Origin of the sequence: Flavobacterium ardleyense, from assembly GCF_033547075.1 — a bacterium.
GTDB classification, from domain to species: Bacteria; Bacteroidota; Bacteroidia; order Flavobacteriales; family Flavobacteriaceae; genus Flavobacterium; species Flavobacterium ardleyense_A.
This window is the reverse complement of sequence record NZ_CP137891.1, coordinates 1,796,003-1,814,199: the sequence shown is the minus strand read 5'-3', so window position 1 is coordinate 1,814,199 and position 18,197 is coordinate 1,796,003. Positions and strand designations below refer to the sequence as shown.

Annotated in this window: 16 protein-coding genes; 14 read left to right on the top strand and 2 right to left on the bottom strand. The window is 35.4% G+C overall.

The window, feature by feature from the left end:
* The first annotated feature begins 4 nt into the window (after positions 1 to 4).
* Entirely contained in the window at positions 5 to 574 is a 570-nt protein-coding gene (locus tag SBO79_RS07870; protein ID WP_318639872.1) for an NADPH-dependent FMN reductase, read from the top strand.
* Between the two features lie 364 nt (positions 575 to 938).
* On the opposite strand, the gene ccsA is transcribed toward SBO79_RS07870, so the two are convergent.
* Complete coding sequence (gene ccsA / locus SBO79_RS07865; protein WP_318639871.1) at positions 939 to 4,190, bottom strand: cytochrome c biogenesis protein; 3,252 nt, start codon at positions 4,188 to 4,190, stop codon at positions 939 to 941.
* A 149-nt stretch (positions 4,191 to 4,339) separates the two neighbouring features.
* Between ccsA and SBO79_RS07860 the strand changes: the two genes are divergently transcribed.
* The 12 genes from SBO79_RS07860 to smpB all read left to right on the top strand — a co-directional run bounded on the left by SBO79_RS07860 (position 4,340) and on the right by smpB (position 16,340).
* Complete coding sequence (locus SBO79_RS07860) at positions 4,340 to 5,092, top strand: Rossmann-like and DUF2520 domain-containing protein (protein ID WP_318639870.1); 753 nt, start codon at positions 4,340 to 4,342, stop codon at positions 5,090 to 5,092.
* Complete coding sequence (locus SBO79_RS07855) at positions 5,082 to 5,612, top strand: KdsC family phosphatase (protein WP_318639869.1); 531 nt, start codon at positions 5,082 to 5,084, stop codon at positions 5,610 to 5,612. The genes SBO79_RS07860 and SBO79_RS07855 overlap by 11 nt, the downstream gene beginning before the upstream one ends.
* 30 nt (positions 5,613 to 5,642) lie before the next feature.
* Positions 5,643 to 6,575, top strand: a complete 933-nt coding sequence (locus SBO79_RS07850; RefSeq protein WP_318639868.1) for a geranylgeranylglycerol-phosphate geranylgeranyltransferase — start codon at positions 5,643 to 5,645, stop codon at positions 6,573 to 6,575.
* Positions 6,562 to 7,146, top strand: a complete 585-nt coding sequence (locus SBO79_RS07845) for a Maf-like protein (RefSeq protein WP_318639867.1) — start codon at positions 6,562 to 6,564, stop codon at positions 7,144 to 7,146. The genes SBO79_RS07850 and SBO79_RS07845 overlap by 14 nt, the downstream gene beginning before the upstream one ends.
* A 4-nt stretch (positions 7,147 to 7,150) precedes the next feature.
* Entirely contained in the window at positions 7,151 to 7,699 is a 549-nt protein-coding gene (locus SBO79_RS07840; RefSeq protein WP_318639866.1) for a mechanosensitive ion channel domain-containing protein, read from the top strand.
* A gap of 120 nt (positions 7,700 to 7,819) precedes the next feature.
* The gene (locus tag SBO79_RS07835) at positions 7,820 to 9,007 is read left to right on the top strand and encodes an AI-2E family transporter (RefSeq protein WP_318639865.1); all 1,188 of its coding nucleotides are present in this window, start codon (positions 7,820 to 7,822) and stop codon (positions 9,005 to 9,007) included.
* Positions 9,008 to 9,147: 140 nt separating this feature from the next.
* The gene (locus SBO79_RS07830; protein ID WP_406600260.1) at positions 9,148 to 9,849 is read left to right on the top strand and encodes an MlaE family ABC transporter permease; all 702 of its coding nucleotides are present in this window, start codon (positions 9,148 to 9,150) and stop codon (positions 9,847 to 9,849) included.
* On the top strand, positions 9,849 to 10,640 hold the full coding sequence (locus tag SBO79_RS07825; protein WP_318639863.1) for an ABC transporter ATP-binding protein: 792 nt from the start codon (positions 9,849 to 9,851) through the stop codon (positions 10,638 to 10,640). Before SBO79_RS07830 ends, SBO79_RS07825 begins: the two co-directional genes overlap by 1 nt.
* A gap of 3 nt (positions 10,641 to 10,643) precedes the next feature.
* A complete protein-coding gene (locus SBO79_RS07820) occupies positions 10,644 to 11,414 on the top strand; it encodes an MlaD family protein (protein ID WP_318639862.1) in 771 nt (256 codons plus the stop codon).
* A 181-nt stretch (positions 11,415 to 11,595) separates the two neighbouring features.
* Positions 11,596 to 13,857, top strand: a complete 2,262-nt coding sequence (locus tag SBO79_RS07815) for a glycosyltransferase (protein WP_318639861.1) — start codon at positions 11,596 to 11,598, stop codon at positions 13,855 to 13,857.
* Between the two features lie 163 nt (positions 13,858 to 14,020).
* Positions 14,021 to 15,805, top strand: a complete 1,785-nt coding sequence (locus SBO79_RS07810; RefSeq protein WP_318639860.1) for a BamA/TamA family outer membrane protein — start codon at positions 14,021 to 14,023, stop codon at positions 15,803 to 15,805.
* Positions 15,806 to 15,881: 76 nt separating this feature from the next.
* The gene (gene smpB, locus SBO79_RS07805) at positions 15,882 to 16,340 is read left to right on the top strand and encodes an SsrA-binding protein SmpB (RefSeq protein WP_318639859.1); all 459 of its coding nucleotides are present in this window, start codon (positions 15,882 to 15,884) and stop codon (positions 16,338 to 16,340) included.
* Between the two features lie 46 nt (positions 16,341 to 16,386).
* Here smpB and SBO79_RS07800 read toward each other — a convergent pair whose 3' ends face one another.
* Positions 16,387 to 17,028, bottom strand: coding sequence for a protein-L-isoaspartate(D-aspartate) O-methyltransferase (locus tag SBO79_RS07800; protein WP_318639858.1), 642 nt, complete (start codon positions 17,026 to 17,028; stop codon positions 16,387 to 16,389).
* Between the two features lie 172 nt (positions 17,029 to 17,200).
* Here SBO79_RS07800 and SBO79_RS07795 point away from each other — a divergent pair, with 172 nt between their 5' ends.
* Positions 17,201 to 18,181, top strand: a complete 981-nt coding sequence (locus SBO79_RS07795; protein ID WP_318639857.1) for a Gfo/Idh/MocA family protein — start codon at positions 17,201 to 17,203, stop codon at positions 18,179 to 18,181.
* Positions 18,182 to 18,197: the final 16 nt, after the last annotated feature.

Sequence of the window (18,197 nt, the reverse complement as noted above, 5' to 3'; positions counted from 1 at the left end):
TTATATGAAAAAACTTAAAATAATCTCCTCGACCGTACGTCCAGGTAGAAAAGGTCCTTTGGTTGCGCAGTGGGTTGCAGAGCAAGCAAAAAAGCATTCGAATTTTGAGATTGAAGTTATTGATCTTGGTGAATTAAATTTGCCAATGATGAATGAGCCAAATCATCCTTCAAAAAAAGACTATACGCTCGAACACACCAAATTGTGGAGTTCAAAGATTGAAGAAGCAGATGCATTTATTTTTGTCACTGCTGAGTATAATCATAATTTCCCTGCTCCATTGCATAATGCATTGGAATATTTAGTGCATGAATGGAGATTTAAAGCGGCAGGAATTGTGAGTTACGGTGGTATTTCTGCTGGAACTAGAGCTGCAAATGCTTTGAAGACCGCATTAGCCACAATGAAGATGATTCCGCTTGGCGAAGCTGTAAATTTTCCACGTTTTGAGCAAAACATCGATGAGAATGGCGTTTTCCAAGGCAATGAAATTTCGGTGAAAGCAGCTGGTACTATGTTCAAACAAATTACTAGATGGACAAAAGGCCTTAAGGAAATCGAGAAAGACGTATAAATTTTAACCTACTATCAAGCAACAAACTCTCAAGTGAAACTAATAGATTAGTTTTATTTGAGAGTTTTTTTATGCTAGTTATTATTGTAGTTCTTGTTGTAAATATCAGCATTTTTTACGGTGGATAGTTTGCGAGAGGGATGGTAGTGGACGCGAGCAAAGCGAACAGGCGAAGCAAATCCTTTACTATGGCTTTGTGGAGCAAAAGCCATAGCAAAGATTGGGAGCGGACAGCCCGACCAGAGTCACCTTACTCTTTCTACTTTGCACAGTCGTACTGGCGATGGTCTCGCCCCAAAAAAAACTCTCAATCGAAAGAAAATGGTGTTTCGATTGAGAGTTTTTAGATTATACTATTATTATTTTACTGCTTTTTCTTAAATAAATTTACTCGCCAATAGGATACAATTGCGAGTATTGCGATTGCAGCAACGGAGTAATATATGAAGGACGGCGTAACAACCTTGTCTCCACTTGCGTATGAATGCAGTCCGGAAAGGTAGAAATTTACTCCAAAATAAGTCATCATAATTGAGTAGAATGCCAGAACACTCATAAGGTTATAAATCCATTTTCCGCGCAATGCAGGCACGAAACGCGCGTGAATTACAAATGCATAAATCATAATACTTATCAATGCCCAGGTCTCTTTTGGGTCCCATCCCCAGTAACGACCCCAGCTTTCATTGGCCCATTGCCCTCCAAGGAAGTTACCGATGGTAAGCATTACGAGTCCAATTGTAAGCGCCATTTCATTAATATAGGTAATTTCTTTAATGTTGAGATCCATTTTTGCCTTGTTCTTTTTGGTAGTAAATACCATTAAGAATAGCGAAACTAATCCGAGTATCATTGCAAGGGTAAAAGGTCCGTAACTTCCAACAATTACCGCAACGTGAATCATTAACCAATACGAATCTAGAACTGGTTGAAGGTTTGCTATTGCTGGGTCCATCCAACTCCAATGCGCAATCATTAAGATCATCGAGGCGACGAATGTTCCTGACGCAACAGTTAATTTTGACTTTCTGTCGAATGCCAATGAGAAAAACATTGTTGCCCATGCCACATAGATCATAGATTCATAAGCATCACTCCAAGGCGCGTGCCCAGAAATATACCATCTTGCTGCCAAACCTACGGTATGCAAAAAGAACAAAAATCCGATAAATATGTGGAAAGCATTGATTACAATTCTAATAGCTTTCTTCTCAAAAAAGATATTTACAACTACTAACATTAACATCAACACTCCTGCAAACATATACAAGAAGTATAAGTTTTTGAAAATGTCGTATTTGTTGTACAGTATTTCTGAAGTTACTTTATCATCGGTTGGAAGTACTTCACTACCGTATTTATGTTGAAACTTTTGAATTCCGTCAAGGAAAAAATCTGCTTCTTTATAATTTTTTGATTCTGCAGCATTCTTGGCCGATAGGATATAGAGCGGCAAAATCTTTTGGGTAAATAGCGAATCTTGACCTTTAAGACCTATTTCACCAAGTTCCATATAAGAAACCCATTTATTATTTGGATCATTTGGAATTGGAAATATTCTTAGAATCGCGCCACTTAAAGCTTGATTTAATAAAATTACTTTGCGATCTGTTTCTATAAAATCCTTTTGAAATTGATCTGGAACAGCTGCTTTGTAGGCGGCATCGAGATATTTTGAAAGTTTGTAATTTCCTGTTTCATCAAAAAACTTGATAAAAGGAGCATACTTTGCATCTTTCTCAATTCCAATAATATGACGGATACTATCGTTTCCTGGTTTGATGTAAACCAATGGCACTTCGAACCAAGCATTTGGAAATTGTACCATTGACAGAAAAACTTGATCGGCGTTGAGTTTATCAAATTTATCACTTTTACTTACTTTGCGGAGAAGCTCAGACGAGAAGGTATTGACAGGCTTCATTCGACCACCTTGATCTTGAATTACAACACGTCCAAACTTTGCCGCGTGTTCTTCACTTACTGCATTATCATTGATGAACTTTTTAACCTCATCCACAGTTGGCATCCTAGTGGGAGCTGCTTTTGTTGCCGAACTGCTCTCTTGAGAATGGTCATGAGCAGGGGTTTTTTGAGTTTGCTCAGCGTGTGCGGCGTGATCGTGTCCGTCGTGCTCATCATGCGCAGGCGGGTTTTGCGCAAACATTCCCATGCTTAAGAACAGCAAAAGCATTGTCATTAATTTAGCTTTTTTCGCTTTCACGTTTTCCAATTTTCTTTTAAGATCATCAAATCGAGTATTTTTTGAAAACATAATTGCCATCATTCCTATATATAATAAGGTATATCCAAAATATGTAATTCCGCTTCCCCAAGCATCGTGATTCACTGACAACACAGTTCCTTTTTCGTCCGGATGAAACGAGGCTTGAAAAAATCTATAGCCACCGTGATCCAAGACGTTATTCATAAAGATCCGTGCATCAAAAGTTTTATCTTTATCTATAACTGTAACTTGGCTTTCAAAGGAAGAGTAACTTTTCTCGGTTCCTGGATATTTGGCTGCAATAAAATCATTCAATTTAATTTCGAAAGGAAGAGTATACGCTTTACTTCCAAAAAACACAGTATAATCTAAGCCATCAATTGTAACAGCGTGTGGCTCTCCGATATTTCCTTTTGATCCTACAAGAGTAAGTTCTTCAGATTTACCATTTGCCTCTAGCGTAACAATAAGAGCATCGGTATGTTCTTTATTTTTATAGTCATTGTTAGAAATGTACGTTTTCCGGCCTTTAACAGGTTCGTCCGGAAATACAAATCGCTGTCCTGCTAGATTATAAAGAGATCTCATAGCAAGTGGCTGTTCGATATCTTTTACTACAGGAGTTTGAGCTTGTGTTGCCATGGTCATAAACTCACCTTCAAATGGAGATTGAATTGTTTTACCTTGGTCATTCATCGTAATATTTATAGCACCTTTTGTGGGTTTGTTAAGGGCAAAAAGTACGTTGTGGATATTTTGAACTTCCCCTTCTTTAAGAAAATGCTCGTGGCGGGTACCTTCTCCCGATTCTACCATTTTAAGATACAACACTCCGTCTTTATCAGCGGTGATAGTTTCTGTAGCTCCCATAATAAAATCTTTATATTTGATTTTAAATGGCTTTCCAGCAAAGTTTTCGCTAATTGTGAAATCGTTGTTGGTAACAGGCGAAAACAAGATAGGCTTTTCGAAAGTGAGACGTTTCATTTCGCCTTGATAGTCCCCATCAACTAAGACTGTAAGGTATGTTTTATCAGAAAAGAATTGTTGTTCAGTTTCGCCTTCTCTAATAGGCATCATTCCTTCGTAACTAATATAGCGAGTAATAAATGCTCCTAGAAGTATCAGCAGGAATGATAAGTGCAATGTAAGAGTTGCCCATTTTTTCCAATGCCACAGCTGGTATTTTTTAATATTTCCAATAAAATTAACTGCGAAGAGAAGCATAATTCCTTCAAACCACCACGCATTGTAAATAATTATTCGGGCGGTATCGGTATTATATTCGTTTTCTATGAAGGTGCCGACGGCCATAGCAACGGCAAAGGAGAGAAACAAAACGGCCATTAAACGAGTAGAAAATAAAAAAGAACCAATTTTATTAACCATGAGGTTGAAAATTTAATGTAAAGTTCTGCAAAAGTAAGGAAAAATGTCCGTTATAAAGAATTGAAAAGCTTGGATTTATACTAAATTTATTACTGTTAGTCCATCTTTGATCTAATGTATGTCTGAGAATTTTTTGATAATTTAGCCGAATGAAGAAAGTTACTATTATCGGTTCGGGGAATGTTGCTCAGCATTTGCTGAAGGCTATTTTGCACAGTTCAGAATTACATCTTCAACAAATACTTGTTCGGAAAATCGAAAGTGTTGAGAATCTGATAGATCCAACCAAAATAATTATTAATTACGGTGATTTGCTGGAGTCGGATTTATATATTATTGCAGTAAGTGACTCGGCAATTAGAGAAGTAAGTTTGAATTTGCCATTTTCAAATCGGCTTGTTGCACACACTTCCGGCACAATGCCGCTGGATTCCATGAGCGAAAAAAACAGAAGAGCGGTTTTTTATCCTCTACAAACATTTTCGAAAACAAAAAGTGTCGACTTCAAAAAAGTTCCACTTTGTCTGGAGGCAGAAAATTTGAACGATCTAGAAGAATTAAAAGCTTTGGGAAGTTTCATTTCAAACAATGTAAATTTAATAAATTCGCAACAGCGTAAATCGCTCCACGTTGCGGCGGTTTTCGTAAGTAATTTTGCCAACCACTTATACACGATTGGAGAAGAAATTTGCAAGGAAAACAATATATCTTTCGAAATCTTGAAGCCACTAATAAAAGAAACCGCTGAGAAAATTTTTTATTTAGATCCAAAACATGCTCAGACAGGACCTGCAATTCGTGGCGATCAGAACACCATTGATGCGCATTTAAATTTTCTGAAAAATTCAGAATATAATAAAATATATAAATTACTAACAGAATCTATTCAACATGACAGATAAAAATTACAAAATAGTAATGAACGGCATCAGTACATTTATATTTGATGTGGATGGCGTACTTACCGATAGCGCTGTACATATTACCTCAACTGGCGAAATGCTGAGAATTATGAACATTCGAGACGGCTACGCCATGAAGGCGGCTATAGAAAGCGGCTATAATGTGTGCATTATTTCGGGAGGAAGCAATGAAGGAGTTCGAGTGCGACTACATAATCTAGGAATTAAGGACATTCATTTGGGAGCTTCTGATAAGGTAAAAATATTTAAAGAGTATATTAATCTTAATAATATTGACCCTTCTCAAGTGCTATATATGGGCGACGATATTCCAGATTATCACGTAATGCAATTGGTGGGGCTACCCACCTGTCCTCAGGATTCGGTATCAGAAATTAAAAACCTCTCAAAGTATGTCTCTCACAAAAATGGCGGAAAAGGCGCGGTACGAGATGTAATAGAGCAGGTTATGAAAACTCAAGGAAAGTGGCTCAAGTACTTTGATGCACAATACGATTAAACTACATTTGCTAACACCTAACATCTCATTATGCTCGATTTTTTTAAAGTGATCAGATATCAGAATCTAATAATGCTTGCTTTGATGCAACTAATATTTAGATATGGATTTCTAAAAATTCAGGGGTTACCGCTTGCCTTAACAGATTGGCAATATGCCTTGTTAGTTTTGGCAACTGTTACAATAGCAGCTGGCGGCTACCTAATTAATAATATTTTTGATGTCAATACAGACCTCATAAATAAACCAAAGCAAGTAGTCATTGGCGATAGCATTTCAGAGGCTACTGCCTACAATTATTATGTGGTGCTAAATATCATTGGCGTTGGATGTGGATTTTACTTATCAAATGCGATTGGTAAGCCGGGATTCTCTGCAATTTTTATTCTAATTGCCGCTACCTTATATATGTATGCGAGTAATTTTAAGCAGACAGTTTTGGTTGGAAACATCATTGTTGCATTACTACTATCTGTAAGTGTGATAATCATTGGGGTTTATGATCTTTATCCAATCATTACATTGGACAACCAAGCGATTCTTGCAGTGTTATTTAAAATCTTGATGGACTACGCTATTTTTTGCTTCGTTTTAAATTTCATTCGAGAAATCGTAAAAGACCTGGCCGATGTAAAAGGAGATTATAATGATGACATCCACACACTACCAATTGTTTTGGGCGTTTCCAGAACCGCAAAGATCGTTTTTTACCTTAGTTTCATTCCACTGCTTTCATTATTAGTTTATATAAATACTTATTTTGTTTCTAGCGACTTATGGTATGCAACCGTTTACGGATTGGTATTGGTAGTTGGACCCCTACTTTATTTTACCATTAAAATGTGGTCTGCCAAGACTAGTAAAGATTTTCAGCATCTTTCAAATGTTTTGAAGTTTGTTATTCTTTTTGGTATTCTTTCGATTGTGGTTATCTCTTTAAATATCAAGTATGGTATTTTATAAAAATTTAAACAATACGAATATAATACTAGCTTCAGGCTCTCCTCGCCGACAGCAGTTTTTTCTAGATTTAAATATAAAGTTTGAAGTTCGACTTAAAGAAATTGAAGAAGTATATCCCCCTCATTTGGCTGCAGCCGAAATTCCGCAGTTTTTAGCTGAGCTAAAAGCAAATGCATTTAAAGATGATTTAAAGGATAATGATTTGCTAATTACGAGTGACACTATAGTTTGGCTAAACGATAAGGCGCTTGGTAAGCCAAATAATTATAATGATGCGTTTGCGATGTTACGCGAAATGTCTGGAAAAGTTCACGATGTTATTACCTCGGTTTGTTTTATGACAAGCAAAGAGACTGAAATTATTACCGAAATCACAAAGGTTTACTTCAATACTCTTAATGACCAAGAAATTGAATATTATATTAATACTTTTGAACCCTACGACAAAGCCGGCGCATACGGAATTCAGGATTGGATTGGTTTAATTGCCGTCAAAAAGATTGAAGGTTCATACGCTAATGTGATGGGAATGCCAGTAGATAAAGTCTATGAATATTTAAAAAACTTTTAGAATTATGCGTTTATTAGAATTATATCAAGAGCAAATAATTGCATCGGCGGCTATACTGATTGTGGCGATTATAATTCGATGGAGCTTAATAAAAGTTATCAAAAAAACGGCTGTAATTACGCAAATTCTTGATAGGCGAGCAAATCTCGTTATTAAGTATATGAGTATTTTAATAACAATTTTAAGTGTTATTTCACTGTTTGTGGTTTGGGGCGTAAAGACCCACAATGTTATTGCTGCTTTGTCGGCGGTAATTACTGTAATTGGAATCGCATTTTTTGCTCAGTGGTCTATCCTTAGTAATATTACTGCTGGCATGATTGTATTTTTCTCCTTCCCATTTAGGATTGGCGATTACATCAAGATAGACGATGCAGACCATTCTGTAGAAGGCGAGATTTTGGACATACGTGCATTTCATACCATTTTGCGCAATCAAGAGAAAATTATTACCACTTACCCAAATACACTTTTACTACAACGAGCAGTATCTATCTTACCAAACGGATTCATATCCACAAAGTCGGTTGATATAAAGGAAATTACTGACTAAGTTATGTTAAATAATGTAAGATTATATTCATAAGATATAAGAACTCACTTTGTTCTTTCAGCGACTTTTGCTTTATAATGTTAGGGAAAATTTCTTAACCATTACAAAGATAAATAAAGTATGAAAGAAACAATTACGCTTCCATTTTATGTAAAGTTTTCATTGTTGCTAATAAGTTTAGTAATTATTTTTGCTGCAATTTATCTTGGGCAAGACGTGCTTGTTCCATTATTGCTTGCATTGTTATTTGCAATTTTATTGGAACCTATTGCAAAATTTTTAAATAGAAAAGTAAAACTGCCGCATGTAATCGCTGCCTTGCTAACCGTTTTCCTATTTATAGCGTTTTTTGCTGCTATTATTCTTTTCCTTTCTTGGCAAGTAAGCGATGTTGTAGAAGATTTTGCAATGATTAAGAAAAACCTCTACCTCCATATAGATAACTTACAAAATCTAGTTTATCAACATTTCAATCTTAACAAACAAGAGCAGAAAAAAATGTTAGATGATGCAACTGAAGGTTCGACGAAAATGGTTGGAACTACGCTCCTATCGGTTACCGATACCATTTTTAACGCTATTTTGGTTCCTATCCTTACATTTTTAATAATATTATACAAAAATCACTTTATTAAATTTTTATGCAAACTATTTTCTGATGAGCATAAAGAGAAGTTAAGAGAGATCTTGAGCCAAATTAAAGTTTCAATTCAGAGTTATATCGTTGGATTGATGATACAAATGGTGACTGTGTCTACCCTTACATCTATAGGTTACAGCATAATAGGAGTTAAATATGCCATCTTGCTGGGAGTAATAACAGGATTGTTAAATTTAATCCCGTACATTGGTATATTGATGGCGGCGCTTTTAAGTATGGCTGCAACCTTGAGTGGAACTCCTGATGTTACAATTATTTTTGGAGTAATTGCTGTAAATATTGTAGTTCAATTTATTGATAACAATATATTAGTTCCTCTAATAGTAAGTTCAAAGGTGGAGATGAACGCCTTGGCAAGTATTATAGGGATTATAATTGGTGGATCATTAGCTGGATTTTCTGGGATGTTTTTAGCAATACCTATTTTGGCTATTTGCAAAGTAATATTTGACAGAGTAGAATCGCTAGAACCTTGGGGGTATTTACTTGGCGACGACTTACCGAAAAAATTTAAATGGAAAAAAATGCATTTTTCGTCATTCGATGGATATAATGCCGAATCTGAAACAACAGATCCTATGGCACCTAAAGTAGTTTATACAGAAACAAATGGGGATTCAGATTCTAAAAAACAAAACGAAGACTAATAATGGATAAAGCAATACCGCGTAAGAATTTTAAAGAATACGCAAAGAAAAAGTCGATGGCGGTTGGGGACAAGGCCATTGAAAATAAGTCTAAAGTAAATGAGTTTCTTGTAAACGTCGCGGATGTCTTTATATTCTTGATGAAAGTCGTTCGAAATACATTTTCACGCGGATTTGAATTTCAAGAATTTCTTAAACAATGTTTCCAAATCGGAAATAAATCGCTCGCATTAATTGGAATTACTGGGATTATAATTGGATTGGTCTTAACCATTCAATCACGTCCAGTACTGGTGAATTTTGGTGCAGAAAGTATGTTGCCAGGCATGGTTGCGATTTCTATTATACGCGAAATGGGACCAGTAATTACTGCACTTATCTGCGCTGGTAAAATTGGTTCAAGTATGGGTGCTGAATTGGGATCGATGCGAGTTACTGAACAAATTGAAGCAATGGAAGTAAGCTCGACTAACCCTTTCAAGTATTTAATTGTGCCGAGAGTATTAGCGGCTACCTTAATGATTCCTGTTTTAACCTTGTATGCGGATGGCTTGGGAATAATTGGAAGTTGGGCCGGAGCAAATATAAAAGGAGATGTGAGTTTTGTTTTATTTATCTCGCAAGCTTTTTCTTCGGTACAGTTTGCTGATTTATTTCCAGCAATTATTAAGACCTTTTTCTTTGGACTTGTAATAGGTCTGGTGGGATGTTATAAAGGATATAATGCAGGCCGTGGAACGGAGAGTGTGGGAAAAGCAGCAAATTCTGCTGTAGTTATGGCATCACTACTTGTAATTATTGTGGATTTAATCGCTGTACAGATAACTGATTTATTGAAATAATGGACGATACAAAGACAAATAATGAAATTATTGACGCGAGTTCGAAAATCGCAGTTGAGATTAAAGATCTTCACTTAAGTTTCGGTAGTAACCATGTGGTTAATGGAATTTCGCTAAATCTTTACGATAACGAGAATTTAGTAATCCTAGGAAAGTCAGGTACAGGGAAGTCGGTATTGATAAAATGTATCGTACGATTGCTCAAGACGGATTCGGGAAGTATAAAAATTGGAGACCAAGATGTAACTATTCTTAATAATGAAGAGTTGAATGAAGTCCGAAAAAAGATTGGATTTCTTTTTCAAAGCGGCGCATTATATGATTCTATGACCGTAAGAGAGAATTTGGAGTTTCCGCTTAAGCGAACTCGAAAAGATCTTTCCAAAAAAGAAATTGACGCTAAAGTATTAGAAGCTTTAGAGAATGTGGGACTTCCTGATTCTATAGACAAGATGCCTTCTGAGCTTTCTGGAGGAATGAGAAAGCGTATAAGCCTAGCTCGGACTATTATTACAGACCCCGAAATTATGTTGTATGATGAGCCAACAACGGGACTTGATCCTGTAACATCTGACGAAATTAGTTTGCTAATAAACGATGTTCAGAAAAAATATAAAACAAGCTCGATAATAATAACTCACGATATTGAATGTGTAAGGACAGTTGCAGATCGTGTTATAATGTTAAAAGAAGGAGTGGTCTATAAAGAAGGTACACTCGAAGAATTCGAAACAAGCGATGATGAGGAAATATCATCATTTTTTAAAACTAAACAAAATATTAAATCATAACAAATGGCAAATCAAACACCAAAATTTAAAGTTCGTCTAGGTCTATTCGTCATCGTAGGAATTGGTCTATTTATGCTTGCCATATTTATAATAGGTAAGCAAAAAAATCTCTTTGATCCAGTATTTACCTTGTCTACACGTTTCAGCAATGTGAGCGGACTACAAGTTGGAAATTCTGTCAGATTTGCGGGTATTAATATAGGAACAGTAGATCGAATTACGATTGTTAACGATACCACTATTCAGGTTAAAATGCTTATAAAAGAAGACGTTAGAAAATTTATCAAAGTTGATTCGGAGGCTGGAATTGGTTCTGAGGGGATTATTGGCGATAAGATCGTTACCATTTCGAACGGCGCGTCAGATTCAAAATCTATTACAGATAATCAACTTATAGCTTCGAATGAGCCTGTTGAAATGGACGAAATAGTACAGAGCTTGGAAATTACGGCTGGAAATGCAGCGATTGCTTCAGAGGAAATAACGCAAATTCTTTACAAAATAAACAAAGGTGAAGGAACGTTAGGACGCCTAATTAACGATGAAGCTATTGCTAATAATTTAGACAAAACAATTGGCAATCTTAAACAAGGAACCAAAGGTTTAAGTGAAAATATGGAGGCTGCCAAAGATAACTTCCTACTAAGAGGTTTCTTTAAGAAAAAGGAAAAGGCCGAAAAGAAGAGACTCAAAGAGATAGAAAAAGCAAAAGAGAAAGCCGAAAAAGAAAAGCAAAGAGCTTTGGAGGAAAAAGAAAAGGAAGCTAATAAATAGTGCATGTCCAAATTAAAATAATATAAATTTTCTAAATAGTATTATAAGGAAAAGAGTTGCCTGTTAAGAGAAATTTACTATTTATAATTCAGTGGTGATAAACTAAATTCTTTAGTATCTATCTTGGGTTTTAAAATAGTAATTTAGTAATCAATTAATAAGTTTCAAAAAGATCTCTAATATGCAAAATCCTTGTGCAAAGATATTGCTAGTAACTTCTTATCCACCGAGAGAATGTGGAATAGCGACCTATTCTTACGATTTAGTCAGCGCATTGAAGGACAAATTTGATGCCTGCTTAAATATAAAAATTTGTGCCTTAGAAAATTCCACTGAACAATTTAGCTACGATTCCGAAGATGTTGAATGTGTTTTAAATGTAGATGCTACGAATAGTTTTGAAAATATTACAGAAAAGATAAATTCTGACAATTCACTTGCATTAGTTGTATTTCAACACGAGTTTGGTTTCTATGCGCAACATGAAAAGAAATTTAGCACCATGCTGAAAGAGATAAATAAAAAATCTATTTTGGCTTTTCATACCATTTTACCAAACCCTAATGAAGCATTTTTGAAAAATGTTTGCAACATATGCGATTGCAGCGATGCGGTGCTGGTTATGACCGAGAATTCAAAAGAAATTCTTGTTAATGAATATAATATTGTACCAAAAAAAATAAGTGTTATTCCCCATGGTACTCACTTTGTTGATCATGAAAATAAACAATTGCTAAAGAATAAGTATGGATTTGGCGAGCGCAAAGTACTTTCGACATTTGGATTGCTTAGTTCGGGAAAGTCGATAGAAACTACCTTAGATGCGCTTCCTAAAGTTATCAAAACAAAGCCAGACGTGCTCTTTTTGATTATTGGAAAGACTCATCCGGGCGTAGTAAAAAATGAAGGAGAAAAATACCGCGAATTTTTAGAAAAAAAAGTTTCAGATTTAAATCTTCAAAACAACGTAAAATTTATCAATAAGTATGTCAGCCTAGAGGAGTTGATGGAATACTTGCAGCTCACAGATATTTATCTATTTACATCTAAAGATCCAAATCAGGCGGTGAGTGGAACTTTCGTCTATGCGGCTAGTTGTGGTTGTGCGATAATTAGCACACCAATGCCGCATGCGATTGAATTTTTAAAAAATGATTCGGGACTAATAATTCCCCGAGAAGATTCTGAAGCTTTAGCGGAGGCAGTTAACAAATTACTTTTTGATGTTACCTTACGCACCAATATGCGCATGAATGGTTTGCACAAAATAATGACAACTGTTTGGGAAAATTCTGCGTTATCTCATGCAAAGCATTTTGAAGATGTAAGTGGTAATGTCATAAAGCTTCAATATAACAATCCACAAATATCCTTTAAGCATTTATATAAAATGACCACGGATTTTGGAATCTATCAATTTTCTAGATTAAATGAACCGGATAGAACAAGTGGCTACACTGTCGATGATAATGCGAGAGCGATAATTGCCGTTGTTGCAAAAATATCATTAGATGCTACTGAATACGACCTTCTACAATTAAGAAAATATTTAGACTTTATTGCTTTTTGTCAGCAAAGTAATGGTAGCTTCTTGAACTACGTAGATGATAAAAGGATTTTTACAAAACAAAATTTCGAATGTAACCTAGAGGATTCTAATGGTCGCGCCTTGTGGGCTTTAGGATCCATTGTTGATGGTAATGAGAAAATAGATTCACGTTTAAAAATTGTTGCAAAAAAAATTTTAGAGAAAACATTTAATTATATTTCTACAATTCATTCATCGCGTGCGATGTCATTTGCAATTAAGGGCATGTACCTCTACAATAAAAGTCAGAAAAACCAAGAGGTTTCAAAACTTATTATAATCCTTGCAGATAGATTAGTACAGATGTACCGCCATGAAGCAGAACAAGAATGGAATTGGTTTGAAAGCTATTTAACCTATGCTAATAGTGTATTACCTGAAGCACTTTTGTATGCATTTTTGGATAGTAGCGACTTTAAGTATAAAGAAATTGCCCGAGAATCTTTTAAATTTCTACTTTCAAAAACATTTAATGAAGTTGGAGAAATTAAAGTGATTTCTAACAATGGTTGGCACCATAAGGGGGCTGAAGTACAGAATTTTGGTGAACAGCCAATTGACGTTGCGTATACCGTCTTAGCTTTGGAAGCATTTTATGAAGTATATCAGGACCAAAAATATCTAGTTAAGATGAAAAATTCATTCGACTGGTTTCTAGGAAAAAACCATCTTAATAGAACCATATACAATCCTTGCACTGGAGGTTGTTTTGATGGCCTCGAAGAAAAGAATGTGAATTTAAATCAAGGCGCTGAGTCTACCATTAGCTATCTCTTGGCGAGACTAAGCATCGAAAGAATGTTTCCCTCATCAGTAAACTCTTCCCTGCTAGCTACTGAAATAACAATTACATAAATTACACTTGAATAAAAAAACCACCGCTTTTGAGCCAAAGAACTATGTTATTATCACTATGTTGCAATTACTAACTGCAAATTTATCATCAAACAAACCGGCGGTATCCGGATGTCGTTTACTATGCTGTTTATTGCTTTATTTGCTTACCACATTCTCAGCGATGTCTCAAGTAAAAGATTCGATAGTAGTAAAGGACTCAACGGTAGTATACGAGAAAATTGAAAAGTTTTCAGAGAAAAGAAAATTTACAAAATTTGTTCATAAGCTGATTTTCCAGCCAGTTAAGTCACGTAATAGTGGTAAGACGAATAGGGTGAAAAGAGTAAAACCAATCTCATATAGAAAATATGAAGGTAAAATTATTCGAAATATAACAATTACAACTTTGGATCCCTTTGGATATTCAGAAACTGATACAACTCGCAGGCCTACCAAAAAACTTTCGGAATTAGGAAATAAAGCCCACATTAAAACAAAACAGTTTGCAATAAGGAATATCCTTCTTATTAAGAAAAACCAACCCTTAGACTCACTATTAATGAAAGAATCTGAGCGACTCATTCGTACGCAACAATTTGTTCGTGGAGTTGTCGTTCAGCCTATTATTATTGCTAGCAGCAAAGATTCCGTAGACGTTGACATACGTGTTTTGGATTCATGGAGTCTGATTCCCAATATTTCAGGATCCACCAGCAGGACCAATTTTTATCTTAAGGAACGTAATTTCTTAGGAATGGGACATCAGTGGGAAAATAGATACCAACGAGAATTGGATACTAAAAAAAATGCTTATAGTACTAAGTATACAATTCCGAATATGATGAATACCTTCATCAGTACTGCGGTTGAGTATGATATTGATTTAGATGATAATTATCGAAAATCACTAGATTTTGAACGGCCATTTGTTTCAGCATTTACTCGCTGGGGAGCAGGAGTTTACTTTGATCAGCAGTTTCAATCCGACACCATTGCCAACCAAGAAAACATTTACAAATCACAAAATTTCAAATATAATTCTCAGGATTACTGGGCGGGAGTATCATTTAACATCTTTAAAGGTGGTGTTCAAAATGATCGAACGACCAATCTCATTTTTACCGCTCGTTTTCTTAATAAAGACTATGTAGAACGTCCCGAAGTAGCCTTTGATACTATAAGTTTTTACAGCAGCGAAAAATTCTTTCTCACCGGATTAGCGTTGACCTCTAGAAAGTATGTTCAAGATAAATATATTTTTAATTATGGGGTAATCGAGGATGTTCCGGTTGGTCGAATTATTGGCATTTCTGCAGGAACATTGAGAAAGAATGGCTATAATTATCCTTACGCTGGAGCTAAATTTTCGATTGGTCGCTATTACGACTGGGGCTATATTAGTGGCAATAGTGAGTACGGAACTTTCTTTGCGAACAATTCGACCGTTAGAACTGCATTTACTGTGCAGGCTAATTATTTTACTAATTTATTGCCGTTTCATAACTGGAATATTAGACAATTTGTAAAATTTAGGTCGGTAATTGGAAATAACAGAGAACATTCAAAGGGTGATATGATTAATATTAATGAAGAGAATGGTATTAATGGTTTTAACTCTTCAGAATTATACGGCGACAAGAAAATGATGCTGACCTTACAAACTCAAGGTTATTCTCCTTGGAATTTGGGAGGATTTAGAGTTAATCCTTATATGAGTTATACGTTTGCAATGTTGGGCGATACAACAGCCGATTTGTTTTCTAGCAGATTGTATTCTCAGGCAGTGATTGGTGTTATAATTAGTAATGATTATTTAGTATTTAGTTCATTTCAACTCTCACTTGCCTACTACCCTTCTTTACCTGGCGATGGTCGAAATTTAATTAAAACCAATAGCTTTAAGACTAGCGATTTTGGTTTTCAGGATTTTGAAATCGGAAAACCGGAGCCGGTTGATTATCGGTAATAACAATATACAATAAATACATCTGAACCTGAGTATAAGATTGTACTTTAAAGGATTTGTTCATACATTTGCAACTATGCTGAAAACCATAAATATTTACAATAAGAGAGCTCGATTTGATTATGAAGTAATTGAAACATTCAACGCGGGAATAGTTCTGGCTGGAACAGAAATTAAATCTATCCGAATGGGAAAGGCTAATATTACTGAGAGCTTTTGCGAATTTAGTAATAACGAATTATTTGCAATCAATACTTATATTGAAGAATATACTTTTGGGAATCAGTTTAACCACAAAGCACGTTCAGAACGTAAATTGTTATTAAAGAAAAAGGAACTAAAAGGACTAGCTCGTAGCGTTCAAGCCAAAGGACTGACTATTGTTCCACTTCGATTGTTTACAAACGAAAAAGGTTTGGCAAAATTAGAAATTGGACTTTGTCGAGGTAAGAAAACCTATGACAAGCGCGAATCTCTCAAAGAACAAGATACAAAGAGAGATTTGCAACGAATCAAGAAAAATTTCAATAACTAAAACACGTTAATTATATAGGTCCTCTTAAAGCTTTTAATGTCTATATTTAATTCTTGTTTTCTAATAATGGCACGAATCTAAATTCTCCAAATTCATGTTTTTCAAATTGGCTTTCCGTCTTCCTTATTAACAAGGTCATTATTTGATGGTCTTCGCCTAACGGAATTACAAGTCTACCTCCTATCTTTAATTGTGCCATCAGTGGCTGTGGAATAAAGGGTGCGCCCGCTGTAACAATTATACTGTCAAACGGTGCGTGCAAAGGCAGACCTTTGTAGCCATCACCAAAAGATAGGTGTTTTGGATTGATACCAAGCTTTGGAAGCAATAAAGACGTTTGCTTAAAGAGCTCATTTTGTCGCTCAACGCTATAAACTTTTGCACCTACTCCGCACAAAACTGCCGTCTGATAGCCAGATCCAGTACCAATTTCAAGAACTTTGTCTCCGGTCTTAACTTGTAGAAGTTCGGTCTGAAAAGCTACAGTGTAAGGTTGAGAGATTGTCTGTCCAGCGGCAATTGGAAACGCCTTATCCTGATAGGCATAATCTGCGAAACTTGAATTTAAAAAAAGGTGTCGCGGAATACTTGCAATGGCTTTTAGAACATTGCTATCCTTAATCCCTTTTTGCTGTAATGTTTGAACAAGTTGATTTCTAAGCCCTTGATGTTTTCCAGTATCTTTCAAAATATAAGTAAGTGATTTTATACAAAAATAACAAAGATATTGGGATTTTCAGAATAGATATGGGCAATTTACCCTTCCACTTTCAACTTTCATAAACTCAGTAGTCTAATTAATTTCAGTATGCACTTACAGGTTCTCTTTTTATTAGTATTTTTGTACAAAATACATTTATATGCTTAAAATAGGAGTTTTGGGTGCGGGCCACCTAGGTAAGATACACTTGCGATTACTTCAAGAATCTGATAAATTTGAACTTGTTGGCTTTTACGATGAAAACCAAGAAAATGGTGAAAGGGTTGCCAAGGAATTTGGTTATACACAATTTAGAACCATTGCATCTCTACTTACTGCTGTTGACGTTATAGATATTGTTACTCCTACTCTTTCTCATTATAAATGTGCAAAAGTTGCTATTAAATCTGGAAAACATATTTTTATAGAGAAACCAATTTCTAATTCAGTTGAGGAAGCAGAGGAAATTATTGCGCTTGCAAAGGAATATAATGTAAAGGGACAAGTGGGTCATGTGGAGCGGTTTAATCCTGCGTTTATAGCAATAAAAGAGACAATTGCTAATCCAATGTTTATAGAGTCACACCGACTTGCAGAGTTTAATCCACGAGGCACTGACGTACCTGTAGTTTTAGATTTGATGATTCATGATATTGATATTATTTTAAGTGTTGTAAATTCAAAAGTAAAAGAGATTCATGCTAGTGGAATTGCAGTTATTTCTGAAACTCCAGATATTGCCAATGCCCGAATCAAATTTGAAAATGGATGCGTTGCAAATCTGACAGCTTCTAGAATTTCTTTAAAAAACATGCGGAAATCAAGATTCTTTCAGAAAGACGCCTATATCTCTGTCGATTTTCTAGAAAAAAAATGCGAGGTCGTAAAAATGAAAGAAGCACCAGATGTACCTGGAGATTTTGATATGATCCTCCAGAATGCAGAAGGTGTAAAAAAACAAATCTATTTTGCAAATCCCGATGTGGAGCAAAACAACGCCATATTTGCTGAACTCGAAAGCTTTGCAGATGCTATAACAACCGACCAGCAAACGGTAGTAACTTTAGAACAGGGAACAGAAGCATTACGTGTTGCGTATCAGGTGATTGATTGTTTCGAAAAAAATAATACTTTACAATAATAATAAAAATATATTT